The 23590-nt window shown below is 61.2% G+C and carries 19 protein-coding genes and 1 pseudogene; 9 read left to right on the top strand and 11 right to left on the bottom strand.

What is annotated here, in order from left to right; translation table 11 throughout:
- Positions 1-54: 54 nt before the first annotated feature.
- Positions 55-492, top strand: a complete 438-nt coding sequence (locus ACWKV5_RS01045; protein ID WP_483839775.1) for a DUF3995 domain-containing protein — start codon at positions 55-57, stop codon at positions 490-492.
- Positions 493-647: 155 nt separating this feature from the next.
- Here ACWKV5_RS01045 and ACWKV5_RS01040 read toward each other — a convergent pair whose 3' ends face one another.
- The 7 genes from ACWKV5_RS01040 to ACWKV5_RS01010 form a co-directional block, all read right to left on the bottom strand.
- A complete protein-coding gene (locus ACWKV5_RS01040; RefSeq protein WP_123435820.1) occupies positions 648-1010 on the bottom strand; it encodes a Na+/H+ antiporter subunit G in 363 nt (120 codons plus the stop codon).
- Positions 1007-1285: a K+/H+ antiporter subunit F gene (locus tag ACWKV5_RS01035; protein ID WP_027924693.1), complete on the bottom strand. Its 279-nt coding sequence runs from the start codon at positions 1283-1285 to the stop codon at positions 1007-1009. Before ACWKV5_RS01035 ends, ACWKV5_RS01040 begins: the two co-directional genes overlap by 4 nt.
- The gene (locus tag ACWKV5_RS01030; RefSeq protein WP_483839774.1) at positions 1282-1770 is read right to left on the bottom strand and encodes a Na+/H+ antiporter subunit E; all 489 of its coding nucleotides are present in this window, start codon (positions 1768-1770) and stop codon (positions 1282-1284) included. Before ACWKV5_RS01030 ends, ACWKV5_RS01035 begins: the two co-directional genes overlap by 4 nt.
- A complete protein-coding gene (locus tag ACWKV5_RS01025; RefSeq protein WP_123435818.1) occupies positions 1767-3452 on the bottom strand; it encodes a monovalent cation/H+ antiporter subunit D in 1686 nt (561 codons plus the stop codon). Before ACWKV5_RS01025 ends, ACWKV5_RS01030 begins: the two co-directional genes overlap by 4 nt.
- The gene (locus tag ACWKV5_RS01020) at positions 3449-3793 is read right to left on the bottom strand and encodes a Na+/H+ antiporter subunit C (RefSeq protein WP_007944721.1); all 345 of its coding nucleotides are present in this window, start codon (positions 3791-3793) and stop codon (positions 3449-3451) included. Before ACWKV5_RS01020 ends, ACWKV5_RS01025 begins: the two co-directional genes overlap by 4 nt.
- Complete coding sequence (locus ACWKV5_RS01015; RefSeq protein WP_483839773.1) at positions 3793-6711, bottom strand: monovalent cation/H+ antiporter subunit A; 2919 nt, start codon at positions 6709-6711, stop codon at positions 3793-3795. The genes ACWKV5_RS01020 and ACWKV5_RS01015 overlap by 1 nt, the downstream gene beginning before the upstream one ends.
- Before the next feature lie 265 nt (positions 6712-6976).
- Positions 6977-8002 (bottom strand): DMT family transporter, encoded by a 1026-nt coding sequence (locus ACWKV5_RS01010; RefSeq protein ID WP_483839772.1) that lies wholly within the window; start codon positions 8000-8002, stop codon positions 6977-6979.
- Between ACWKV5_RS01010 and ACWKV5_RS01005 the strand changes: the two genes are divergently transcribed.
- From ACWKV5_RS01005 to ACWKV5_RS00995, 3 genes are all read left to right on the top strand, one after another.
- On the top strand, positions 7997-8560 hold the full coding sequence (locus ACWKV5_RS01005; RefSeq protein ID WP_483839771.1) for a helix-turn-helix domain-containing protein: 564 nt from the start codon (positions 7997-7999) through the stop codon (positions 8558-8560). The genes ACWKV5_RS01010 and ACWKV5_RS01005 overlap by 6 nt on opposite strands.
- 157 nt (positions 8561-8717) lie before the next feature.
- A complete protein-coding gene (locus tag ACWKV5_RS01000; RefSeq protein WP_483839770.1) occupies positions 8718-10148 on the top strand; it encodes an LLM class flavin-dependent oxidoreductase in 1431 nt (476 codons plus the stop codon).
- Between the two features lie 106 nt (positions 10149-10254).
- Positions 10255-11694 (top strand): FAD/NAD(P)-binding protein, encoded by a 1440-nt coding sequence (locus tag ACWKV5_RS00995; protein WP_483839769.1) that lies wholly within the window; start codon positions 10255-10257, stop codon positions 11692-11694.
- A 108-nt stretch (positions 11695-11802) separates the two neighbouring features.
- Here the strand turns inward: ACWKV5_RS00995 and ACWKV5_RS00990 are convergent, their stop codons facing one another.
- On the bottom strand, positions 11803-12027 hold the full coding sequence (locus ACWKV5_RS00990) for a hypothetical protein (RefSeq protein ID WP_483839768.1): 225 nt from the start codon (positions 12025-12027) through the stop codon (positions 11803-11805).
- A gap of 323 nt (positions 12028-12350) precedes the next feature.
- Positions 12351-14606, bottom strand: a complete 2256-nt coding sequence (gene katG / locus ACWKV5_RS00985) for a catalase/peroxidase HPI (RefSeq protein ID WP_483839767.1) — start codon at positions 14604-14606, stop codon at positions 12351-12353.
- A gap of 577 nt (positions 14607-15183) precedes the next feature.
- Between katG and ACWKV5_RS00980 the strand changes: the two genes are divergently transcribed.
- Complete coding sequence (locus ACWKV5_RS00980; RefSeq protein ID WP_483839766.1) at positions 15184-15846, top strand: pentapeptide repeat-containing protein; 663 nt, start codon at positions 15184-15186, stop codon at positions 15844-15846.
- Between the two features lie 272 nt (positions 15847-16118).
- Here the strand turns inward: ACWKV5_RS00980 and ACWKV5_RS00975 are convergent, their stop codons facing one another.
- Positions 16119-16979: a CAP domain-containing protein gene (locus ACWKV5_RS00975; RefSeq protein ID WP_483839765.1), complete on the bottom strand. Its 861-nt coding sequence runs from the start codon at positions 16977-16979 to the stop codon at positions 16119-16121.
- 219 nt (positions 16980-17198) lie between these two features.
- Here ACWKV5_RS00975 and ACWKV5_RS00970 point away from each other — a divergent pair.
- Positions 17199-17954, top strand: a pseudogene (locus ACWKV5_RS00970) (MCP four helix bundle domain-containing protein); the annotation flags it as partial.
- A complete protein-coding gene (locus tag ACWKV5_RS00965) occupies positions 17949-18812 on the top strand; it encodes a methyl-accepting chemotaxis protein (protein ID WP_404942959.1) in 864 nt (287 codons plus the stop codon). The pseudogene ACWKV5_RS00970 and the gene ACWKV5_RS00965, both read left to right, overlap by 6 nt.
- A gap of 127 nt (positions 18813-18939) precedes the next feature.
- On the opposite strand, the gene ilvD is transcribed toward ACWKV5_RS00965, so the two are convergent.
- Entirely contained in the window at positions 18940-20622 is a 1683-nt protein-coding gene (gene ilvD / locus ACWKV5_RS00960) for a dihydroxy-acid dehydratase (RefSeq protein ID WP_483839764.1), read from the bottom strand.
- Positions 20623-20847: 225 nt separating this feature from the next.
- On the opposite strand from ilvD, the gene ACWKV5_RS00955 reads away from it, so the two are divergent.
- Both ACWKV5_RS00955 and ACWKV5_RS00950 read left to right on the top strand, forming a co-directional pair.
- Entirely contained in the window at positions 20848-22185 is a 1338-nt protein-coding gene (locus tag ACWKV5_RS00955) for an MFS transporter (RefSeq protein ID WP_483839763.1), read from the top strand.
- A 25-nt stretch (positions 22186-22210) separates the two neighbouring features.
- Entirely contained in the window at positions 22211-23473 is a 1263-nt protein-coding gene (locus ACWKV5_RS00950) for a gallate dioxygenase (RefSeq protein ID WP_483839762.1), read from the top strand.
- Positions 23474-23590: the final 117 nt, after the last annotated feature.

Genomic DNA, 23590 nt, shown 5'->3' with positions numbered 1-23590 from the left:
CATTCGCTATCACCGCCCGGAGCACGTGTGCTCTCACTGGATGGATAACTGAATATGAACCTGTTGGTTGCACAATGGATGTCTTCAATTTTTCTGATGATCAGCCTGGTCCACGTGTATTGGGCGTCGGGCGGTAAAGTGGGCAGCGAGGCGGCGGTACCGCGATTGCCCGGGGAGGGCGGCGCGCAATCAAGGCCAGCCTTCAAGCCGTCGGGGATGGTGACGTTGCTGGTGGCGGTGGGGCTTCTGATGATCGCCATGCTGGTGTGCCTACGGGTCGGGCTGTGTTTGCCGGCGGTGCAGGACGGCTGGCTGCAATGGGTGATCAGTGGCATTGCGATACTGATGTTCGCCCGGGCGATTGGCGATTCGAACCTGGTAGGGTTTTTCAAAGAGGTGAAGGATTCGAAGTTCGCCCGGCTCGATACCTGGGTGTATTCACCGTTGTGTGTGGTGTTGGGTGCGGGGTTGTTGGCAGTGGCCTGGATTTGAACTGCTGCTGAAATTGCTTTCGTCGGAACGCCGCCCGGAGCAGGCTCGCTCCCACAGGATCTGGATGATCCACAAATTTTGTGTCCTCTGAAGATCTACTGTGGGAGCGAGCCTGCTCGCGAAGAGGCCAGCCCAGTCAACAAAAGACTCCAGGCTTAACTCCCACTCTCACTCCGCCGACTACTCACCTCAGCCGGCACATCATCCCCAGCCATGCGCTTACGAAACAACGCCGCCCGAGCCAGCAGCAACGTTGTCACCGGCACCGTAATCGCCAACAGAATCGGGATCAGCCAGGCGTGCAGCACCGGCCCCGATTTAAGCGCGGAAAAGTAAATGATCGACGCCAATGCCACGCACCACGCGCCCAAGGTCGACGCCAGCGCCGGTGGGTGCATGCGCTGGAAATAATCCTTCATCCGCACCAGGCCAATGGCGCCGATCAGCGCAAACAGACTGCTGAGCAGCAGCAGAATCGCTACCGGAATCTCAACCCACAGCGACAGTTCGCCAGTCATTCGATCACCTCGCCACGCAGCAGGAATTTCGCCAGGGCAAACGAGCCGACGAAGCCGAACAGGGCGATCAACAGTGCCGCCTCGAAATAGGTGTCACTGGCATAACGAATGCCGAGCGTCAGCATCATCAGCATCGCGATGATGTACAGGTAATCCAGTGCCAGTACCCGATCCTGCGCCGATGGGCCTTTGAACAGGCGCAGCAGCGTCAGGATCATCGCTACGGAAAACAGGAACAGGCTCGCCAGGATGGCGTTCGACAGCAATGCGCTCATTCGAAGATCTCCATCAAGGGGCGCTCATAGGTCGCCTTGAAGTGCTGGATAAACAGCGCTTCGTCATCCAGATTGAACACATGCAGCAACAGGATGCTGCGGTCCAGCGCCAGTTCCGACCAGACGGTGCCAGGCACCACGGTGCAGATCGCCGACAGTGCGGCGAGGCCATTGGCGTCGCGCAAGTCCAGCGGCACCTTGATGAAGCGTGAGCGGGGCGGACGGCGACCCGCGTTCAGCACGCTCCAGGCCACGGCGAGGTTGGACACCACCACGTCGCGACCGACCACCAGCAGCAAGCGCAGGATCACCCCCGGACGGCGAATTCGAATGGGCAGCGGTCGCAACCGGCGCATCATCAACGGCGCGCAGAAGCCCAGCATCACACCGAGTAACAGGTTGCCAGGGCTGATCGACTGGTTCAGTACCAGCCATAACAGCAAGAGGGCCAAGGACAGCCAGGGAGCAGGAAACAGTCGCTTCATGGTTGCACCTCCGCCATCGCCGCCTTGGCTTCCGGGCTGGGTACCGCACGGGTGCCGAGCACGGCCATCACGTATTGCTGCGGATTGTTCAAGGCGTCAGCGGCCGCTTGGGTGTAGCGCAACAGCGGTTCAGCCTTGAAGGTCAACGCAATGCTCAGCCCCAGCAGGACGATGATCGGCACACATTCAAAGCGGCGCAGCAGCGGTGATGGACGTTCTTGCGGGGTCCAGAAGCGCTGGATGCCCAGGCGCGAGAAGGCGATCAATGAGGCGAGCCCCGACAGAATCAACAACGCCAGCAATCCCCACGCCGCATTCGATACCGGTTCGCCGACGCCATTGCCCAGGCCCAGCGGGTTGAGAAGGGCGTTGAGCAGGCTGAGTTTGCCAATGAACCCGGAGAGCGGCGGCATGCCGATGATCAGCAGTGCGCAGGCAATGAAGCTCAGGCCAAGGAAGGCCATGGTCCAGGGAATTACCTGGCCGACCACGGCTTTCTGATCGTCATCGAGGTTGATGCCTTTGAGCGGTTGCGCGGCCGGCGCCGGTCGCGCAATCAGGTCGGCGTCGTCGAACAACGGCAGTTCATTGACCGAACGCGAGCGCTCGATCAACTCGGCCAGCAGGAACAGCGCACTCAACGCCAGGGTCGAGCTGACCAGATAAAACAGCGCCGCCGCGATCAGGTTTGGCTGGGCGAAACCGATGGCTGACAGCAGGATCCCGGCCGACACCAGAATGCTCAGGCTGGCCATCCTTTCCAGGCGTTGCGCCGCGAGAATCGCCAGCGCCGCGCAGACGATCGTCGCCATGCCGCCGTAGATCAGCCAGTCGCCGCCGAAGTAGGCGGACGCCCCGGCCTGACCGGAGAACAGCAATGTCCACAAGCGCAGCAAGGTGTAGACGCCGACTTTGGTCATGATCGCGAACATCGCCGCCACCGGTGCGCTGGCCGAGGAGTAGGCCGGCACCAGCCAGAAGTTCAGCGGCCACATCCCGGCCTTGGCCAGAAACGCTACCGCGAGAATCCCCGCTCCGGCATGCAGTAAACCGCGATCAGCTTCCGGCACCAGCGGGATTTTCAGCGCCAGGTCGGCCATGTTCAGGGTGCCGGTGACGCCATAGATCAGCGCCGCGCCAATCAGGAACAGCGATGAGGCCAACAGGTTGATCGAAATGTAATGCAGGCCCGCCGACACCCGCGGCCGGCCCGAGCCGTGCAGCATCAAGCCGTAGGACGCCGCCAGCAGCACTTCGAAGAACACGAACAGGTTGAACAGGTCGGCGGTCAGGAACGCGCCGTACAACCCCATCAATTGAATCTGGAACAGCGCGTGGAAGCTTGAACCGGCGCCGTCCCAACGGGCCATGGCGAACAGCAAGGCGCTGACGCCGATGATCCCGGTCAGCACCAGCATCAAGGCCGACAGGCGGTCGACCACCAACACCAGGCCGAACGGCACTTGCCAGTTGCCCGGCAGGTACACGCCGATGGAACCCGGCACGCCAGTGGTTTGTGTCCATTGCAGCAGCAACACGGAAATCCCCAGGCCGAGCAGGCTGGAGAACAGGTTGATCTTGGCCTTCAGCGGACGGTGTTTCTCGCCGAGCATCAACATGATGGCGGCGGTCAGCAGCGGTAGCAGAATCGGTGCGGCGATCAGGTGCGTCATCGCATTCATTCTTTAGGCTCCCGGCCATCCACATGGTCGGTCCCGGTCAAGCCCCGGGAAGCCAGCAGCACGACCAGGAACAATGCGGTCATGGCGAAACTGATCACGATGGCGGTCAGTACCAGCGCCTGCGGCAGTGGATCGGTGTAGTGCAACAAGTCCTGCGGCACGCCGTCCTTGATGATCGGCTCGCGGCCGATGAACAGGCTGCCCATGCTGAAGATGAACAGGTTGACGCCATAGGACAGCAGGCACAGGCCCATCACCACCTGAAAGGTCCGTGGCCGCAGGATCAGCCAGACGCCGGAGGCCGCGAGTACGCCGATGGCGATTGCGATGACTTCTTCCATCAGACGGCTCCTTGCGTGGCGCCAGGTTTGGGCTGGGCCGCGGTTTTGTGGCCGCGAACCGATTGGTGGGCGAGGGCGGTGAGGATCAACAGCGTCGAACCGACCACCACGGCGTACACGCCGATGTCGAAAAACAGCGCGCTGGCGATGTGAATGTCGCCCAGTACCGGCAGTGAAAAATGCCAGGTGTGGGTGGTCAGGAACGGATAACCGACAGCCATCGCGCCAAGTCCGGTGACCGTGGCGAACAGCAACCCGGTGCCCATCCAGCGCAGCGGTCGCAGGCTCATTTGTGCCTCGACCCACTGCGTGCCGGCCACCATGTATTGAAGGATGAACGCCACCGACATCACCAGCCCGGCGACAAAACCGCCGCCCGGTTGATTGTGTCCGCGCATGAACAGGTAGAACGACACCACCAGGGCAATCGGCAACAGCAGGCGCACCAGCACCGCCGGGACCATCATGAAACCCAGTGCGGTGTCGCTGGCGTGGCGCGGGTTGACCAGGTCGGTGACCACGTCTGGAGCCAACAGGCGTTGCTGCGCCGGCAGCTGCAGGCTTTCTTTCGGCGGGCGGAAGCGTCGCAACAGGGCGAACACGGTCAGGGCCACGGCCACCAGCACGGTGATTTCACCGAGGGTGTCGAAGCCACGGAAGTCCACCAGCATCACGTTGACCACGTTGCTCCCGCCACCTTCGGGCAGGGCACGACTGAGGTAGAACGAGGAAATGTCGTTGGGCGTCTGGCGCGTCAGCATCGCGTAGGCCAGCAAGGCCATGCCACCACCGACCACGGTCGACAACAGCAAGTCGCGGATACGCCGGATGCGCGCCTTGCGCAGGCTGCTTGGCAGTGGCGAGACTTCTTCGATCCGCCGTGGCAGCCAGCGCAGGCCGAGCAAGATCAGCACCGTGGTCACCACTTCGACCGCCAGTTGCGTCAAGGCCAGGTCGGGTGCGGAGAACCAGACGAAGGTCACGCAGGTCATCAGGCCACAGACGCTGACCATGGTCAGGGCCGCGAGCCGGTGATACTTGGCCTGCCACGCCGCGCCGAGGGCGCAGACAATCGCCAGCAACCACAGGGTCACGAACACGATCGAGCCCGGAATTTTCGGCCGGTCACCCCAGCTCAAACTGCTGTGGAGCATCGGGATCAACCCGGCCAGCACGGCGGCGAGGACCACCAGGAACAATTGGGTTTGCAGACGGTTGGTGCTGATCCGGCGCACCAGACGACGGGCCGAGCGCATCATGATCACCAAGCCGCGCTCGAACAGGCGCTTGCCGTTGAACCGGCCAATCACCGGCGGGTATTTGAAGCGCCCGCGCTTGAGCTGATTGCGCAACAGCAGGTAGAGCACGATGCCGCCGGACATGGCGATCAGGCTCATGATCATCGGCGCGTTCAAGCCGTGCCAGATCGCCAGGCTGTATTCCGGCAGGGTTCCGCCCACCACCGGCAGGGCTGCGGCGGCCAGGATGGAACCGACCACTTGCGCCGGGAACATCCCCACGACCAGACAGGTGAACACCAGCAATTCCACCGGTGCGCGCATCCAGCGCGGCGGTTCGTGCGGGGTGTGCGGCAGGTCGGTGGCGGTCGGGCCGAAGAATACGTCGACGGTGAAGCGCAGCGAATAAGCGACGCTGAAGGTGCCGGCGATGGTCGCGACGATTGGCAGGCTCCACTCGACCCAGGCCGTGGCATTGATGAACACGGTTTCGGCGAAGAACATCTCTTTCGAGAGGAAGCCGTTGAGCAGCGGTACACCGGCCATCGATGCGCTGGCGACCATGGCCAGGGTGGCGGTGAACGGGATCAGCTTGATCAGGCCGCTGAGCTTGCGAATGTCGCGGGTGCCGCTTTCGTGGTCGATGATCCCGGCGGCCATGAACAGCGAGGCCTTGAACGTCGCGTGGTTGAGAATGTGGAACACCGCGGCCACGGCGGCCAGCGGACTGTTCAGGCCCAATAGAAGGGTGATCAGGCCGAGGTGGCTGATGGTCGAGTAGGCCAGCAACCCTTTGAGGTCGTTCTGGAACATCGCGCAATACGCGCCCAACAACAGGGTGCAGGCGCCGGCGCCGCTGACGATGTAGAACCATTCTTCGCTGCCGGACAGCGACGGCCACAGCCGTGCCAGTAGAAACACCCCGGCCTTGACCATGGTCGCCGAGTGCAGATAGGCCGAAACCGGTGTCGGGGCCGCCATCGCGTGGGGCAGCCAGAAGTGGAAGGGGAATTGTGCGCTTTTGCTCAAGGCGCCGATCAGGATCAGGGGGAGCAGAATAGGGTAGAGGGCATGTGCGCGAATCAGCTCGCCGGCGGCCAGGACCTTGTCCAGGTCATAGCTGCCGACCACATGGCCGAGGAGCATGACCCCCGCCAGCAGGCACAATCCGCCCGCGCCGGTAACCATCAGCGCCATGTAGGCGCCGCGTCGTGCATCGCTGCGGTGGTGCCAGTAACCGATCAGCAGGAACGAGAAGAGGCTGGTCAGCTCCCAGAAAAACACGATCTGGATCAGGTTGCCGGATATCACCAGCCCGAGCATGGCGCCCATGAACGCCAGGAAAAACGCGAAAAACCGCGGCACCGGATCGTCCGGCGACATGTAGTAGCGCGCGTACAGCGAGACGAGGGTGCCGATGCCCAGCACCAGCATTGAGAACAACCAGGCGAAGCCGTCCAGGCGCAGGACGAAGTTCAGGCCAAGGCTCGGCAACCAGAAGAATTCTTCGCGGATCACGCCGCCATGGGCGATTTGCGGGTACAAGAGCGCGACCTGGACCGTGCCGATCAGTGCGATCAGGCCGGCCAGCAGGGGGGCGGTATTGCGTGCGTTGTGTGGCAGGACGGCTGCCAGACAGCTGCCGATAAAAGGCAGAAGCAGTAGAACTATCAGGGACATAGGCTTCTAATCTGCGGAAGTTTGTGAAGCATCATACGTGCCACTCCCAAGATCGCCAAACGCCAAGCTGTCGCAGAATCCTACACGGTAGACGGAAAAAGGCGGATTCACATTGTTTCCAGGACCCGTGTTCAGCAGGTCTGGCCCCTTCGCGAGCAGGCTCGCTCCCACATGAGGACTTTGGTGTACACATAATCCGAGTACACCGCGATCAACTGTGGGAGCGAGCCTGCTCGCGAAGGCGATCTATCCGGCAACTCAGTAATCAAGGTTCAACCGAAGTTTCCCGCTCCAACTCGTCTTCCGCCGCCACACCCTTACCCTTGGTCTTCAACTCACTGACAATCACCGCCGCCACAATCAACCCCGCGCCCACCAGCGCAATCGCCGGCAACCGCTCGCCGGCGATCCGCCCGACAATCCCGGCCCACACCGGCTCGCCCGCATAAATCAAGGTCGCCCGGGTCGGCGAAACACTCTTCTGCGCCCAGTTCATCGCCACCTGAATAGCCGCACTCGCCGCGCCCAACCCCAACGCGCTGCACAGCAGCAGCCAGGAAAAGTCGGGAATGCGTTCCTGGGTCGGCACCACCATCAAAAACGCCAGCACCGAGGTGGTTGCCAATTGGACCACCGTCACCCGCCGTACATCGACCTGACCGGCATAGGTGCTGATCAGAATGATCTCTGCGGCAATCGCAATCGCGCTGATCAGCGTGGCGATTTCACCGGGGCTGAAATTGAACGAAGCGCCGGCCGGCCCCGACAGCAGCATCAACCCGGTAAACGCCAGCATGATCCCGATACTCGGCATCAACCCCGGGCGACGTCCCAGCACCAGCCATTGCAGCAACGGCACAAAGGGCACGTACAACGCCGTGATAAACGCCGACTGACTGCTGGGAATGCTCTGCAAACCCACGGTCTGCAAGCCATAACCGAGCATGATCGCCACGCCGATAAACGCCCCGGCCTTGAGTTCGAACAGGGTCAACTCCCGCAGGTGGCGCCAGGAGAACAGCGCAACAAGAATCGCGGCAGCAGCGAAGCGCAGGCCGACGAAAAACATCGGGCCGCTGACGGTCATGGCGTGCTGCACCAACAAAAAAGTACCGCCCCAGACCATGGTGATCAGCACCAGCACGCACTCGGCTTTGCTGAACCGCGAGAAACGGGGGGAAGAAGAGTTCACCGACGTCATGACCTTGCACGCTACCTGAGGGGGACGCACAATGCGCCGAATGTTGCGCAGTATACTGCCCAACCCCACCGAGTGAGCAATATAGTGCACAAAGATTCCACGCAACGGGCTTCGGTCCTCCAGCACGTCAGCCAAAACGTTCGACGCCTGCGCCACGCCGCCGACATGAGCCAGACCGCGCTGGCCGAAAAGTCCGGGGTCAGCCGCCGGATGCTGGTGGCCATCGAGGCGGGCGAGAAGAACGTCAGCCTGACCACCCTCGACCGCGTGGCCGAAGCGCTGGACGTCAGGTTCAGTGACCTGATTCAGGCCCCGGACGCTCGCGACCCGAGTCGCATCAACGAAGTGGCCTGGGCCGGTTTAATCCCTGGCAGCAAAGCCGTTCTACTGTCCAAGGCCACCGCGACTCGCGAAGTGGAACAATGGGAATGGTGCCTGCAACCCGGTGAGGTTTATCCGTCGCAACCGGACGCCGAAGGCTGGAGCGAACAGATCTACGTGTTCGAAGGCTGCCTGACCCTGATGTTGGGTGATACGCCACAGCGCATCGCTGCCGGCGAGTTTTTCATGTTCGCCAGTAACCAGCCCCATGCCTATCGCAACGATGGCCCGGTAGCGGCGCGGTTCGTGCGCAACGTGGTGATCTGACTGTTTGCCAGTCAACAGTGGATAGACACTTTGCTTTTCTACAGCTGCAGATTTTTCTGGGAAGGTTCACTAACCCGTTGAAATAGCTGAATATATTATTCGGGCACGACTCCTGCAAAAGGTCCAGGAGCCTTTATCAGAATCCCGGAGTCGGCCCATGACAACCCCAGCCCAACCCCTACGTACTTCCCGCGAAATTCGCCTGAACGCCTTCGACATGAACTGCGTCGGCCACCAGTCGCCGGGCTTGTGGGCGCATCCACGTGATCGTTCGTGGCAATACAAGGACCTCGAATACTGGACCGACCTGGCGAAAATCCTCGAGCGCGGCAAGTTCGACGGCTTGTTCATTGCCGATGTGCTGGGCATTTATGACGTCTACAACGGCAACGGTGACGCGGCGATCCGTCAGGCTGCGCAGGTGCCGGTCAACGATCCGCTGCAACTGATTCCGCCCATGGCCCTGGTGACCGAGCATTTGGGCTTTGGCCTGACCGCCTCGTTGTCGTTTGAGCATCCGTATCCGTTCGCCCGACGCCTGTCGACGCTGGATCACCTGACCAAGGGCCGCGCCGGCTGGAACATCGTCACGTCGTATCTGGAAAGTGGCGCGAAGAACATCGGCCAGAAGAACCAGACCGAACACGACGCCCGTTATGACTTCGCCGAGGAGTACCTGGAGGTTTGCTACAAGCTCTGGGAAGGCAGTTGGGAAGAGGGCGCGATTTTGCGTGATCGCGAGCGGCGGATTTTCAGCGACCCGAGCAAGATTCACGAAATCCGCCACGTCGGCAAACACTTCCAGGTACCGGGCATTCACCTCTGCGAACCTTCGCCGCAGCGCACGCCAGTGCTGTATCAGGCCGGTGCTTCAAGTCGTGGCAAGCAGTTTGCGGCCGAACATGCCGAATGCGTGTTCGTCGCTGCACCGTCGAAAGTGTTGCTGAAGAAAACCGTGGCCGACATTCGTCGACGTGCAGCCGAGGCCGGGCGCGATCCGAGGAAAGTCCTGATCTTCAACCTGCAAACGGTGATCCTCGGTGAAACCGACGCGAAAGCCAAAGCCAAGTTCGAGGAATACAAAACCTGGGTCAGTTACGAAGGCGCCATGGCATTGATTTCTGGCTGGACCGGTATCGACTTCAGTCAGTTCAAGCCCGATGAGCCGCTCAAGCATGTGCACACCAATGCGATTCAATCGGCGGTCGAAGCGTTTTCCACGGCGGACCCGAACAAGGTCTGGACCCCCAATGAACTGGCGGACTGGGTGGGGATTGGCGGGTTTGGTCCGTTGTTTGTCGGCAGCCCCGAGACGGTCGCCGATTTGTTGCAAGAGTGGGTGGATGAGACCGACGTTGACGGGTTTAACCTGGCTTACGCGCTGACCCATGAAACCTTTATCGATGCTGTGGAGTTGCTGGTGCCGGAGTTGCAGAAACGCGGGGTGTACAAGACCGAGTATGCGCCGGGGACTTTGCGCGAGAAGTTGTTTGGGGGCGGGGCGCGGTTGCCGGAGAGTCATCCGGGGGCAGGGTATCGGGATTTGTCGGCGTTGCGGCAGCAGGAGAAGAAAGTGGTGTCTGCGTAGACGCTATCGCGAGCAGGCTCACTCCTACTAAGGACGGGTTTGTGCGCTGGAGAGCAACACATTAAGGTGGCACGCAGCAGCTTTCCATCTGACCAACGAGCATGGCATGAGCGAAATCCAAAGCGCACAAACGACCAACGACACCCGCCACGCCGACGTTCTGATCATCGGCGGCGGCCTCAGCGGCGCGATGCTGGCGGCGCAGTTGTTGCGCTTGCCGGGCCGGCGTTCGGTGCTGGTGATCGAGCCGCGTGCCGAGCTCGGTCGGGGCGAAGCCTACAGTGCCATCGAATTGGGCCATACGCTGAACGGCAACGCGGCGCGCATGAGTGTCGACCCGGACAATGCCGATGACCTGACGCAGTGGCTGACCGAGCACATTGGCGCCGGTGGCTGGCCGGAATCGGCCGAGCAACCGGTACCGATCAGCGAGTTGTTCCCGCCACGCGGGCTGTTCGGCGTGTACGTGCAGCAACGTCTGGCCGAAGCGCAAGCCGTCGGGGCGTTGAATGGTTCCACGGTCGAACATGTGCAGGCTGAAGTGATCGATCTGCAAACGGACGACGATTCGGTACGGCTGACCTTGAGTGACGGGCAACGCTTGCAGGGTGCGTATGCGGTGCTGGCGACAGGGATGTTCCCCGCCGCGCGCACGCCACAGACCGAGTCCAGTGGTTTGAACGCCGCAGCGCTCGATCCGTGGGATGTCGCCGCAATGCGCCAACTCGATCCACAATCGACGGTGCTGATCATTGGTTCTGGCCTGACCATGGTCGATGCCGTGGTGTCGCTGGAACAGGCCGGGCATCGCGGCCCTATCGAAGTGTTTTCCCGCCACGGCTTGCTGCCGCATGTGCGTCGGCAACCGCCGGCCTGGGTAGATTTTCTGGCCGAGGATCACAGCCTTCGCACACCCCGGCAACTGGTGCGTGAACTGCGTCGGCATTGCCGTGAGGCGATCGCCCAAGGCATTGACTGGCAAGCACCGCTCGATACCGTGCGGGCGCACATTGGACGGTTGTGGAATCAGGCGACGGACCTGCAACGTCGGCAGTTTGTGCGGCATGTGCGGCCATGGTGGGAAAGTCATCACCACCGCTCGCCGCCGTTGAGTGCGGCCCTGGTGGAACGGTTGCACCGGGAAAGGCGATTGCGGATTCAGGCCGCGTCGTTCAAGGGGCTTGAGCCTGTGTCGCAGGGCGGCGTCAGCATCCGCATTCGCCGCCGTGGCGAGGCCGACACCTGTGTGGTGCACGGCGCGGCGTTGATAAACTCCAGCGGTATCGAATATGACTGGCGCCGCGTCGCTCGGCCGTTGCCGCAACAATTGCTGGCGCGCGGGCTGATCCGGCCGGGACCGTTGGCACTGGGGATCGCGGCGGCGGTCGACGGTGCCGTACTGGACGCCGATGGCCAGGTCGCTTATCGCCTGTTCGCCATGGGCCCGCCGTTGCGCGGCATGTGGTGGGAAAGCACCGCCGTCACCGACGTAGCGCTGCAGGCCAAAGCCCTTGCCGCACGACTTGTCGAAAACCTGTTGAGATAAACGTAACAGTGGGAGCCTTGTCTCCCTCAGGTTTCTGCTCTCAAAGAAAAACCCCGGGTAGATCGGATCTACCCGGGGTTTTTGTTTCAAGCGGCGCAAAGCTGTTGATCAATAACGCTGATACTTCGAACCGAATTCAGGACGGTTTTCAGCGACGTAGAGTGTGCTTGGCTGGCTGTCCTTGTGATCGAGACCGACGGTGTTCACGTTCAGTGTTGCTGGTTGGCTGACCTTGACGGCGGCGACAACCTGCGAGGTGGCATGCGGGGCGGCGATAGCGGACGTAGCGCCAAGGACCGACAGGGCGAAACCAAGACCGATGATGCTTTTCATGATGTTGCTCCAGAGTGTGGGAAGAAGATGTCGCCACTGTAGTGCTGGAGCCCTGTGATGAAAAAACACCCTTGGGCATAGTCGTTATCGAGAGCGTTGATCCTTGGTCAGTGAGGGGGCGAGGCTTTATAAACTGACCACACAATCAAAACTGTGGGAGCGGGCTTGCTCGCGAAGGCGGTGTGTCATTCAACATCAATGCTGACTGATACACCGCCTTCGCGAGCAGGCTCGCTCCCACAGGGGATCTTCATTGTGGTGTCGATCGGCACCGAGTCAGGCCACCCCAACCCTTGTCACCAGGCCGGGGTGGAACAGGTGGCTCACTTCACATCAAACCGATCCAGGTTCATCACCTTGGTCCATGCTGCCACGAAGTCTTTGACAAACTTCTCCTTCGCGTCGCTGCTGGCATACACCTCAGCCAATGCCCTTAATTGCGCATTCGAACCAAAGACCAGATCCACCCGCGTCCCGGTCCACTTCACCTGACCGGTTTTGCGATCCCGGCCTTCAAACTCCTCAGCGGCTTCGGAGGTCGGTTTCCATTCCACGCCCATGTCGAGCAGGTTGGTGAAGAAGTCGTTGGTCAGCGCTTCCGGTTGCTGGGTGAACACGCCGTGGCGGGTTTGTCCGACGTTGGTGTTCAACACGCGCAGGCCGCCGATCAACGCGGTCATTTCTGGCGCGGTGAGCGTCAGCAATTGTGCCTTGTCGATCAACAATTGCTCGGCCGATACGCGGTAGCGGGTTTTCAGGTAGTTGCGGAAGCCATCGGCAATCGGTTCAAGGAAGCCGAAGGACTCCACATCGGTTTGCTCTTGTGAGGCGTCCATCCGTCCTGGCGTGAATGGCACGGTGACGGTGTGCCCGGCGTTTTTTGCCGCTTGCTCCACGCCGGCGTTACCGGCTAGCACAATCAGGTCCGCCAGCGAGACTTTCTTGCCGCCGCTGTTGAACTCGTTCTGGATGCTTTCGAGTTTCGTCAGCACGCTCGCCAGTTGTTCCGGCTGATTGGCTGCCCAGAATTTCTGCGGGGCCAGACGCAGGCGTCCGCCGTTGGCACCGCCGCGTTTGTCGGAGCCGCGGAAGGTCGAAGCCGCTGCCCAAGCGGTGGATACAAGCTGCGAAACCGACAGGCCGGAGGCGAGGATTTTGCTCTTGAGTGCGGCGACATCGCTGTCGTTGACCAAGGCATGATCGACCGCCGGGATCGGGTCTTGCCACAGCAGTTCTTCGTTCGGCATTTCCGGGCCGAGGTAGCGGGAGAGGGGACCCATGTCGCGGTGGATCAGCTTGAACCAGGCCCGGGCGAAGGCATCGGCCAGTTGATCGGGATTGGCCAGGAAGCGCCGCGAAATCGGCTCGTAGATCGGATCGAAGCGCAGGGCCAGGTCCGAGGTCAGCATGGTCGGATTGCGCCGTTTCGACGGGTCGTGGGCATCCGGGATAGTACCGGCACCGGCACCGTTTTTTGCCACCCACTGGTTCGCCCCGGCGGGGCTTTTGCTCAGTTCCCACTCGAAACCGAACAGGTTTTCCAGGTAGTTGTTGCTCCATTTTGTCGGTGTGGTGGTCCAGGTCACTTCCAGGCCGCTGGTGATGGTGTCCGCGCCTTTGCCGGTGCCAAAACTGTTTTTCCAGCCAAAGCCTTGCTGTTCGAGACCAGCGGCTTCGGGCTCGGCACCGACATTGTCGGCGGGACCTGCGCCGTGGGTTTTACCGAAGGCGTGACCGCCCGCGATCAGCGCTACGGTTTCCTCATCGTTCATCGCCATGCGGCCAAAGGTTTCGCGAATGTCCAGTGCCGAAGCGACGGGATCGGGATTGCCCTCCGGACCTTCCGGGTTCACATAGATCAGACCCATCTGCACGGCAGCCAGTGGATTTTCCAGATTGCGCCCCTGATCGGTACGGCTGTCTTCATTTCTCCCAGGCTCGGCCACGAGTGGAACATCGCCGGGCGCTTGCACGGCTTTTTGCGCCTTGTCGTAGCGGGTGTCGCCGCCCAGCCATTTGTTTTCCGAACCCCAGTAAACGTCCTCATCCGGTTCCCAGACGTCGGCGCGACCACCGGAGAAGCCGAAAGTCTTGAAGCCCATGGACTCTAGCGCGACGTTGCCGGTGAGTACGATCAGGTCGGCCCAGGAAATGTTGCGGCCATATTTTTGCTTGATCGGCCAGAGAAGCCTGCGTGCCTTGTCGAGGCTGACGTTATCCGGCCAGCTGTTGAGTGGCGCAAAGCGTTGTTGGCCGGAGCCGGCCCCGCCACGGCCATCGCCGGTTCGATAGGTGCCCGCGGCGTGCCAGGCCATGCGAATGAACAGTGGCCCATAGTGACCGAAGTCGGCTGGCCACCAGTCTTGCGAATCGGTCATCAGTGCCGTGAGGTCTCGTTTGACCGCGGCAAAGTCCAGTTTTTTGTACGCTTCGGTGTAGTTGAAGCCCTCGTCCAGGGGATCGGACAGGGACGAGTGCTGGTGCAGGATTTTCAGATTCAGCTGGTTCGGCCACCAATCGCGGTTCGTCGTGCCACCGCCGGCGGCGTGGTTAAACGGGCATTTCGATTCATTTGCCATGTGCGAGCTACCTTTGGTCGTGTTCATCCGGGCTATCCGGCCCTTTGTGGGTTCTGGAATAGCGACGAGCGAAAGCAATGACACAGGCTGCTGGGCCAGCAGTTCGATTCACTGATTGTTTTGATCACACGGCTATCGGTACAGCAAAAAACGAGGTGCAATCACGGTGGCCCACGGCAGGCTTAGTCATGTTTCTGACTCATTCCTGTCTCCTTATCAGCTCAAAACCGGCCGGCTGACGCCAGCGCTGGGATAAGGTTAGACGCCTATCTGCAAGTCAGCTAATAGGTGGAGTATTCGGGGCTGATAGGCAAAAGCTTTTATTGTCGGGGGTGAGATTGACCGCATTTGGGCGGTTGCCCGGGAAATACGCTGGCGCTGGCGAACGTATTTCCCGTGGCTTTTGGCAGGGCCTCAGCGGCTGTTCTTACCTTGGCGCGTTGAACTGGTCGGTGTAGCTACCGGACATCAGATTCGACGCGACGCGATCAGAGCCAACGCCCACACGTGAGGAGTACGCGAGACGAGGGGCACCCACGCGATCCGAACCGTCGGAAGCCAGCTGACCAGCCCCTACATGATCCGAACCATCGGAAGCGACCTGACCGGCGCCGACATGATCCGAACCATCGGAAGCGACCTGACCGGCACCGACATGATCGGAACCATCGGAAGCGACCTGACCGGCGCCCACATGATCCGAACCATCGGAAGCAACCTGACCAGCGCCGACATGATCCGAACCATCAGAGGCAACCTGACCAGCGCCGACATGATCCGAACCGTCGGAAGCAACCTGTCCAGCGCCCACATGATCCGAACCGTCGGAAGCAACCTGACCAGCGCCAACATGATCCGAACCGTCGGAAGCGACCTGTCCAGCGCCAACATGATCGGAACCATCGGAAGCGACCTGACCGGCGCCCACATGATCGGAACCGTCGGAAGCGACCTGACCGGCGCCCACATGATCCGACCCATCGGAGGCGACCTGACCAGCCCCTACATGATCCGCTCCATCCGAAGCCAATGCCCGCTGTTCCGCAGCCCAGGCACTGGACAGACCAACCGGGATGGCCATTGTTGTCGCGACCGCAAATACAACGCCGGTAAAAAGCTTGTAGTTCATGCTCTTCTCCACACCCGTTGGCCATACAGCAATCGGGGGACTGCTTGCCATTCGTTCCTTGGCAAAATCGGCTCGGGATCAAGTTGTTGGCAAATGGCACGGGGCGCCTGACAGGTGCGCGGGTGTCGACGTTCTACATGACACATGAGAAATCTGATCAATCAGTATAGTTCGCCAAACTTTGCCGACTTGCACACGGAAAGTGTCTGGAAGGCCGGGTTCCGGACTAAGCGCGGTTTTTGATTGCGTTGGGTTCTATGCAGCGAGGTTGTTGGGTCTAATGCTTCTGTTGGGGATTGCTGTGGGGCTGATGGCCTCATCGCGGGCAAGCCACGCTCCCACAGGATTTCAATGGGCCGGAAGGTTGCGTGGCTGGCCGAAGGTCATTGCGCCCCGAACAGCATCGTCCAATACACCCCCTCATCACTTCGCGCATCCGCCGCATACGCAGCGCCTACCTGAGTAAACATCGGGTTCATCAAATTCGCACAATGCCCTGGGCTGGCCAGCCATCCGGCCATCGCCTTGTTGGGTGAACTCTGCCCGGCGGCGATGTTTTCGCCGATCTGCCGGCCGCGGTAACCGGCGGCCCTCGCTCGATCCGCGGGCATGTCGCCGTCGGGGTCGCGGTGGGCGAAGTAGTTGCCGTAGGCCATGGCCTTGCTGTGCCCTTGTGCGGCGGCGCCCAAAGCCGGGTTCCAGCTCAGCGGCCGCGCGGCGGAGAATCGCTGACCGCCACACATTCGCGGTTTGGCCCGCGCGGCGTTGACCTGCGCGAGCAAGGCTTTGCTGACGGCGCGTGTATCGCCGACCTTGTGGTCGAGCACCGGTTGCGCGAGCACCACTTGCCATTCGCTTCGGGCGCGGCTGACACCAATGTCGGCGTACTGGCCATCCAGCAACGCCCCACAGTAATCGTCCTGAAGCATGTCAAACGCTTCATCGGCATCCTGCGCGCCGACCACCCGAATGCTGCGTACGGTCACCGCGGAATAGCCGGAAGCCTTCAGCCGATCACGCAAACCGCCGCCATAGCCGATGGGCAACGCCAGGTTGGAGTTCAGCGCCAGCGGTGCCAGGCGTTGTGCCGGGCGCCTGTCGCAGCGCTGGGGATGGGCGCGGTAGTCGTTGATTGCCGCCACCAGTTGGCGTTCGCCATTGGCATGAGCGGGGGAGGCAAATAGGGCAAACACAGGCAAAAGACACAGCGAGGCGCGGCGCAAGGCGAGGACAGTCGGGTGCATGAGGCGGACAGCTCTGATCAGAGACGACGGTAAGTGGGCATTCAAGGCGCCTGTATGACTGGGGTTTTGAAACTAGGTTCAGGACCCAAGGGCGCCAAAACAGCGGCTTTGCCTACCGCATGTCGCAAAATGCGAAAAGAACCGGTCCAGCCTTAAATATGTGGCGGTCGCAGTCGATAGCTTTTGAATAATGCCGACGTGCCAACAGAGGGCTGCACCATGTCGATAAAACTCCGTTTACTCTTGTTGATCGGCACCAGTGTGCTCACCGCGCTGATCGTCAGCCTGGTCAGTTACGTGGGCAACACGCAGATGGCTGACGCGGTGAGCGAGAGCGAGGTCAGCATGACCGCGCTGCGCAACCACCTCGAAGCCGACATGATGCATGACGCCCTGCGCGCCGATGTGCTGTCGGCGATGCTGGTCGGCTTGGGCAAAAGCACCAGCAGCAAGGCCGAAGTACACAGTTCTATCCAGGAACATACGGCGCATTTTCGTGAAGTGCTGGGCGATAACCTCAAGCTGCCGGTCAACGACACCCTCAAGACCGCGCTGAACAAGGTCAAACCGAGCCTCGACACCTACATCAGCGCAGCCGAGCGTATCGTCGGCCTGGCGCTGGAAAACCCTGAAGCGGCGCAAAAGGAATTGGGTACTTTCAATACCGCGTTCAGCCAGCTGGAAGACCAGATGGCAGCCCTCAGCGAGTTGATCGAAACCAACACGCAACAGACCAGCCAAGGCACGGCGCAAGCCATCCACAGTGCCAACTTCACCCTCGGCATCGTGCTGATCGCCAGCCTGGTGTTGCTGCTGATTCAGGGGCGCTGGGTGATTATGAGCATCATGGGGCCGTTGCAGACCGCCAGCCGAATCGCCCAAAGCATCGCCCACGGCAACTTGAGCGAACCGATTGTCGAGCCGACTCAAAAGGATGAAGCCAGCGCGTTGATCCGCAGCCTGGCGACCATGCAACGCGACCTGCGCGGCATGATCGAGGTGGTGCGCAGCAATGCCCATGGCGTCAGCGGCATGAGTGATCAACTCAGCAGCGGCTGCCATCAAGTCGCCGACAGCAGCCAGCAGCAAAGCGCCGCGGCCAGCACCATGGCCGCCGCCGCCAGCGAAATGACCGCCAGCATCGAGGAAATCACCCGCCACGCCGAACGCGCGCTGGACATGGCCAACCAGGCCGAGTCACTGGCCAAGGATGGCGGTCGGGTGATCCATCAGGTCGTCGAAGACATGGACGGCATTGCCCGTTCCGCGCAGCAGTCGGCTCAGGTGATTCGCACGCTGGACAAGGAGTCGGAAGGGATTTTCAACATCATTCAGGTGATCAAGGGGATCGCTGACCAGACCAACCTGCTGGCGTTGAACGCTGCCATCGAGGCGGCCCGTGCCGGTGAGCAGGGCCGTGGCTTTGCCGTGGTTGCCGACGAGGTGCGCAACCTCGCCGGCCGCACCAGCGCCTCCACCCAGGAAATCGCCAGCATGGTCGCGCGCATCCAGCAAAGCACCCGCGAAGCGGTGACCAGCATGGAAGCGGGCGTGGCGCAGGTCGACAAAGGCATGGCGGTGACCGCCGATGTCGAGCGCGCGATTCGTGAAATCCTCGACGCGACACTGAGCACCACGCAACTGGTCAACGACATTACCCGCACCATCGGCGAGCAAAGCCTGGCCAGCAACGAAATTGCGCATCAGGTGGATATGATTGCGGGGATGTCGGAAGGCAACAGCAAGGTGATCGGGCAGACGGCTTCGACGACTGATGAGTTATCGAGTCTGGCGGGGAAACTGTCGCAGTCGGTGGACCGGTTCAGGTTGTAAATTGATATTGCCTGATCCACCGCCTTCGCGAGCAGGCTCGCTCCCACATTGGATCTCGGGTGTTCACAAGACCTATGTGGGAGCGAGCCTGCTCGCGAAAGCGGTGGATCAGGCAGCACAAGAACCCCTAAAGATACTTATCCGTCACAGCCCCTTCCGAAGCGCTCGACACTGTTTTGGCATATTTCGCCAACACCCCACGCTTGTACTTGGACTCCGGCCGCACCCAACGGGTCTTGCGCTCGGCCAATACCGCGTCGGTCACGTCCACCGTAATCAGCCGGGTTTCCGCGTCAATAGTGATCCTGTCGCCATCCTCAACCAACGCAATCGGCCCCCCCTCAAACGCCTCCGGCGTGATATGCCCCACGACAAAGCCGTGCGAGCCACCGGAGAAACGCCCATCAGTGATCAGCGCGACTTCCTTGCCCAACCCTTTACCCATCACCGCCGAAGTGGGCGACAGCATCTCGCGCATACCCGGCCCACCCTTGGGCCCTTCATAGCGGATCACGATCACATCGCCAGCCTTAACCTCGCCATTGAGAATCCCGGCCAGCGCGCCTTCCTCACCGTGATAAACCCGCGCCGTGCCTTCAAAGCGCAAACCTTCCTTGCCGGTGATCTTGGCCACGGCGCCGGTAGGCGAGAGGTTGCCGCGCAGCACCACCAGGTGCGAGTCCTTCTTGATTGGCGTGTCGAAGGGCAGGATCACGTCCTGGCCTTCAGGATAGTCGGGGACGTCTTTGAGGTTTTCCGCGAGGGTTTTGCCAGTCACCGTCAGCACATCACCGTGCAGCATGCCGGCGGCGAGCATACGTTTCATCAGCGGCTGGATACCGCCAATGGCCACCAGTTCACTCATCATGTACTTGCCGCTGGGGCGCAGGTCCGCCACCACCGGCGACACCTTGCCCAGTTCGACGAAGTCATCCAGCGTCAGGTCGACATCCACGGCATTCGCCATGGCTAGCAGGTGCAACACCGCATTGGTCGAGCCGGCGAGGGCGATGACCACGCGGATCGCATTTTCAAAGGCCTGGCGGGTCATGATGTCGCGGGGTTTGAGGTCCAGCTTGAGCAGCTCCATGACCTGCTGGCCAGCTCGGAAACTGTCTGACGCCTTGTCGCTGCCGACCGCGTCCTGAGAACTGGAACCGGGCAGGCTCATGCCCAACGCTTCAATGGCCGAGGCCATGGTGTTGGCCGTGTACATCCCGCCACAGGAGCCAGGACCGGGAATCGCCACTTCTTCAATCTGCTTGACCTGGATCTCGCTGATATCCCCCCGCGCATGTTGGCCCACAGCCTCGAACACGGAAATGATGTCGGTGTGTCCCGCGCCGGGCCGGATCGTGCCGCCGTAGACAAAAATCGACGGGCGATTGAGCCGCGCCATGCCGATCAGGCAGCCCGGCATGTTCTTGTCACAACCGCCCACGGTCACCAGGCCGTCAAAGCCTTCACAACCGACCACCACCTCGATCGAATCGGCGATCACCTCGCGCGACACCAGCGAATACTTCATGCCTTCAGTGCCGTTGGCGATGCCGTCGGAAATGGTGATGGTGTTGAAAATGACGCCTTTGGCGCCCGCTGCGTTGGCACCTTTTTCGACTTCAAGGGCGAGCTTGTCGATGTGCATGTTGCACGGCGTGACCATCGCCCAGGTGGATGCGATGCCGATCTGCGGCTTCTTGAAGTCGGCATCGGTAAAACCCACGGCGCGCAGCATGGCGCGGGCAGGTGCGGCTTCGACGCCGTCGATGACCTGGGAGGAGTATTTGCGCAGATTGTCTGTGTCGCTCATGACAGTTCCTCACCTCAAATGACCTGACCGGTGCGGCCCAAGCCCGGGGTTTTTAAGTCTAGCCCCGGTTCGCCGATTCGGCCCGATAAGAAAAACCGATACCCCCTTAAGGATTTCCCAGAGGCGGTGCAGGCGGCTGCGGCTTTAGAGTCACGCCCAACAGGTTGACCGTCGCGCATCGACGCCACGCCTGCTGCAATTTCAAAAAAATAAGAAGGTGAATGCATGAGTACTGAAACCGTCGACATCAAGGCATGGATCGACAACCGTCCGGTTGCGCCTTATCAGTGGCTGATCATGGCCCTGTGTTTTTTCATTGTGCTGTTCGACGGTTTCGACGTCGCGGTCATGGGCTTTATCGCGCCTTCGCTGATTCAGGAGTGGGGGTTGTCCAAAGCCGCGTTCGGCCCGGTGATGAGCGCCGGCATGGTCGGTCTGGCCATCGGTGCGTTGACGGCCGGCCCATACGCCGATCGCCTGGGGCGCAAGAAGGTGCTGCTGTGCGCTGTCACCGGTTTCAGTGTGTTGAGCCTGGCCTGTGCGTTCGCCCGTAACCCCTACGAACTGGCGGCATTGCGGCTGTTCATGGGCGTGGCACTGGGCGCGGCCATGCCCAACACCACGACATTGCTGTCTGAGTACCTGCCGGAGCGCAACCGCTCGCTGTTCATCACCATCATGTTCACCGGCTTCAACATGGGTTCGGGTTTGGGCGGTTTTGTCGCGGCATGGCTGATTCCGGGGCACGGCTGGCAGGCGGTGCTGCTCTTTGGCGGGATCCTGCCGCTGTTGCTGGTGCCGTTCCTGTGGCTGTTGTTGCCCGAGTCGGCGCGTTTTCTGGCCGCTCACAATGCGCCCGCGAGCCAGATTGCCAAGGTCTTGAACAAGTTGGGCGGGACGTTCACCGGCGCTACCCAATTCATCATGACCGAGCCCCAGGCGCAGCAAAAAGCCCCGGTGCGGATGCTGTTCACCGAGCGTTTCCGCCTCGGCACGTTTGCGCTGTGGCTCACCTATTTCATGGGCCTGCTGGTGATTTACCTGACCATGGGCTGGATGCCGACGCTGTTGCGCGAAGGCGGTTTGTCGATCGAACGCGCAGCAACCATTACCGGGCTGTTTCAGATTGGCGGCACCGTCGGTGCGATCCTGGTCGGTTGGGCCATGGATCGACGCAATCCGAACGCGGTGATCGCGACTTCTTATGCGTTGGGCGGTGTGTTCATTCTGCTGCTGGGGGCCTTCAGTCTTGAGTCGAGCCTGCTGGCCATCGGCGTGGTCGCGGCGGGGTTCTGCATGAGCGGTGCGCAGACCGGGCTCAACGCCTTCGCGCCGGGTTATTACCCGACCGCTTTCCGCGCCACCGGGGTGAGCTGGATGCTGGGCATCGGGCGTTTCGGGGCTATCTTTGGTTCTCTCATCGGGGGGGCGGTGCTCAGCCTCGGCTTGGGTCTGCCGTTGCTGTTCGCCCTGTTGAGCGTGCCGGCCTTTATCGCCGCGCTGGCGATCCTGGCCAACGGTCATGCACGGCGCCGGGTGAACCGGGCCTTGCTGGCGCAATAATCTCTTTCAAACACAGGAATTTGTCATGGCACGCATCATCGGTGGCCTCGCGGTCTCACACACTCCCACCATCGGCTTCGCTGTCGATCACGACAAACAGAACGAGGCGGCCTGGGCGCCGATTTTCGAAGGCTTCGAACCGATCAAGGTCTGGCTCAAAGAGCAGCAACCCGACGTGCTGTTCTACATCTTCAACGACCATGTGACCTCGTTTTTCTTCGACCACTATGGCGCGTTCTCCCTTGGGGTCGATGAGCGTTACGAGGTCGCCGACGAGGGCGGCAATCCACGTTCGTTGCCTGCGGTTGGCGGGCATGCGGCCCTGTCGCGACACATCGGTCAGAGTCTGATGGCCGATGAGTTCGACATGAGTTTCTTCCGCGACAAGCCACTGGACCATGGCTTCTTCTCGCCGATGTCGGCGCTGCTGCCGTGCGAGCCGGATTGGCCGGTGCAGATCGTGCCGCTGCAAGTGGGCGTGTTGCAGTTCCCGATTCCCAGTGCGTTGCGCTGCTACAAGCTGGGCCAGGCCCTGCGCCGGGCCATCGAAAGCTACCCTGAAGACTTGAAGGTCGCGATCGTCGCCACCGGCGGCGTATCGCATCAGGTGCATGGCGAGCGCTGCGGGTTCAATAACCCGGAGTGGGACGCGCAGTTCATCGATCTGCTGGTCAACGAACCGGTGCGCCTGACCGAAATGACCCACGCCGAGTACGCCACCCTGGGCGGGATGGAAGGCTCGGAGGTGATCACCTGGCTGATCATGCGCGGCGCGTTGTCGGCCACGGTGAAAAACCTGCACCAGGATTATTACCTGCCGTCGATGACCGGCATCGCCACCTTGCTCCTGGAAAACCAGGATCAACCAGTGCCTGCCGACGTCAACGCGCGTCACGTGCAGCACATGCAACACCAATTGGCCGGTATCGAGAAACTGCAAGGGACGTACCCGTTCACCCTGGAACGCAGCGCCAAGGGTTATCGCCTGAACAAGTTTCTGCACCGCATGATCGAGCCCGAGTGGCGTCAGCGTTTTCTCGATGCGCCCGAGGCGCTGTTCGATGAAAGCGCCTTGAGCGACGAAGAGCGCGATCTGCTGCGTCGCCGTGATTGGCGCGGGCTGATCCACTACGGGGCGATCTTCTTTGTGCTGGAAAAACTCGCAGCGGTGCTGGGCATTCCCAACCTGCACGTCTACGCAGCCATGCGTGGGCAAAGCCTGGAAGACTTCATGAAAACCCGCAATCAGCAAGTGCTCTATTCGGTGGCGGGTAAAGCACCGCGCTGATCGCGCCGACATTCTCGCGGCTCCTCCCGGGCCGCCCCTTGCACTTTTTCTGTTGGATCTCACTGTGCCCGGCTTCGGCGGGCGCAGGGCCTTTCTTTACCCAAAAATCGGAAAACA

It is taken from the genome of Pseudomonas oplopanacis (assembly GCF_057128725.1).
This window is presented reverse-complemented; position numbering and strand designations above follow the sequence as displayed.

What these genes read in the sequence shown, in the direction of transcription:
- ACWKV5_RS00950 (WP_483839762.1), top strand. Translation starts at nt 22,211, where the DNA reads ATGGCACGCATCATCGGTGGCCTCGCGGTCTCACACACTCCCACCATC.
- ACWKV5_RS00965 (WP_404942959.1), top strand. Translation starts at nt 17,949, where the DNA reads ATGCAACGCGACCTGCGCGGCATGATCGAGGTGGTGCGCAGCAATGCC.
- ACWKV5_RS00955 (WP_483839763.1), top strand. Translation starts at nt 20,848, where the DNA reads ATGAGTACTGAAACCGTCGACATCAAGGCATGGATCGACAACCGTCCG.
- ACWKV5_RS01025 (WP_123435818.1), bottom strand. Translation starts at nt 3,452, where the DNA reads ATGAATGCGATGACGCACCTGATCGCCGCACCGATTCTGCTACCGCTG.
- ilvD (WP_483839764.1), bottom strand. Translation starts at nt 20,622, where the DNA reads ATGAGCGACACAGACAATCTGCGCAAATACTCCTCCCAGGTCATCGAC.
- ACWKV5_RS00980 (WP_483839766.1), top strand. Translation starts at nt 15,184, where the DNA reads ATGATCCGAACCATCGGAAGCGACCTGACCGGCGCCGACATGATCCGA.
- ACWKV5_RS00995 (WP_483839769.1), top strand. Translation starts at nt 10,255, where the DNA reads ATGAGCGAAATCCAAAGCGCACAAACGACCAACGACACCCGCCACGCC.
- ACWKV5_RS01000 (WP_483839770.1), top strand. Translation starts at nt 8,718, where the DNA reads ATGACAACCCCAGCCCAACCCCTACGTACTTCCCGCGAAATTCGCCTG.
- ACWKV5_RS01020 (WP_007944721.1), bottom strand. Translation starts at nt 3,793, where the DNA reads ATGGAAGAAGTCATCGCAATCGCCATCGGCGTACTCGCGGCCTCCGGC.
- ACWKV5_RS00990 (WP_483839768.1), bottom strand. Translation starts at nt 12,027, where the DNA reads ATGAAAAGCATCATCGGTCTTGGTTTCGCCCTGTCGGTCCTTGGCGCT.
- ACWKV5_RS01040 (WP_123435820.1), bottom strand. Translation starts at nt 1,010, where the DNA reads ATGACTGGCGAACTGTCGCTGTGGGTTGAGATTCCGGTAGCGATTCTG.
- ACWKV5_RS00975 (WP_483839765.1), bottom strand. Translation starts at nt 16,979, where the DNA reads ATGCACCCGACTGTCCTCGCCTTGCGCCGCGCCTCGCTGTGTCTTTTG.
- ACWKV5_RS01015 (WP_483839773.1), bottom strand. Translation starts at nt 6,711, where the DNA reads ATGTCCCTGATAGTTCTACTGCTTCTGCCTTTTATCGGCAGCTGTCTG.
- ACWKV5_RS01045 (WP_483839775.1), top strand. Translation starts at nt 55, where the DNA reads ATGAACCTGTTGGTTGCACAATGGATGTCTTCAATTTTTCTGATGATC.
- ACWKV5_RS01030 (WP_483839774.1), bottom strand. Translation starts at nt 1,770, where the DNA reads ATGAAGCGACTGTTTCCTGCTCCCTGGCTGTCCTTGGCCCTCTTGCTG.
- katG (WP_483839767.1), bottom strand. Translation starts at nt 14,606, where the DNA reads ATGGCAAATGAATCGAAATGCCCGTTTAACCACGCCGCCGGCGGTGGC.
- ACWKV5_RS01035 (WP_027924693.1), bottom strand. Translation starts at nt 1,285, where the DNA reads ATGAGCGCATTGCTGTCGAACGCCATCCTGGCGAGCCTGTTCCTGTTT.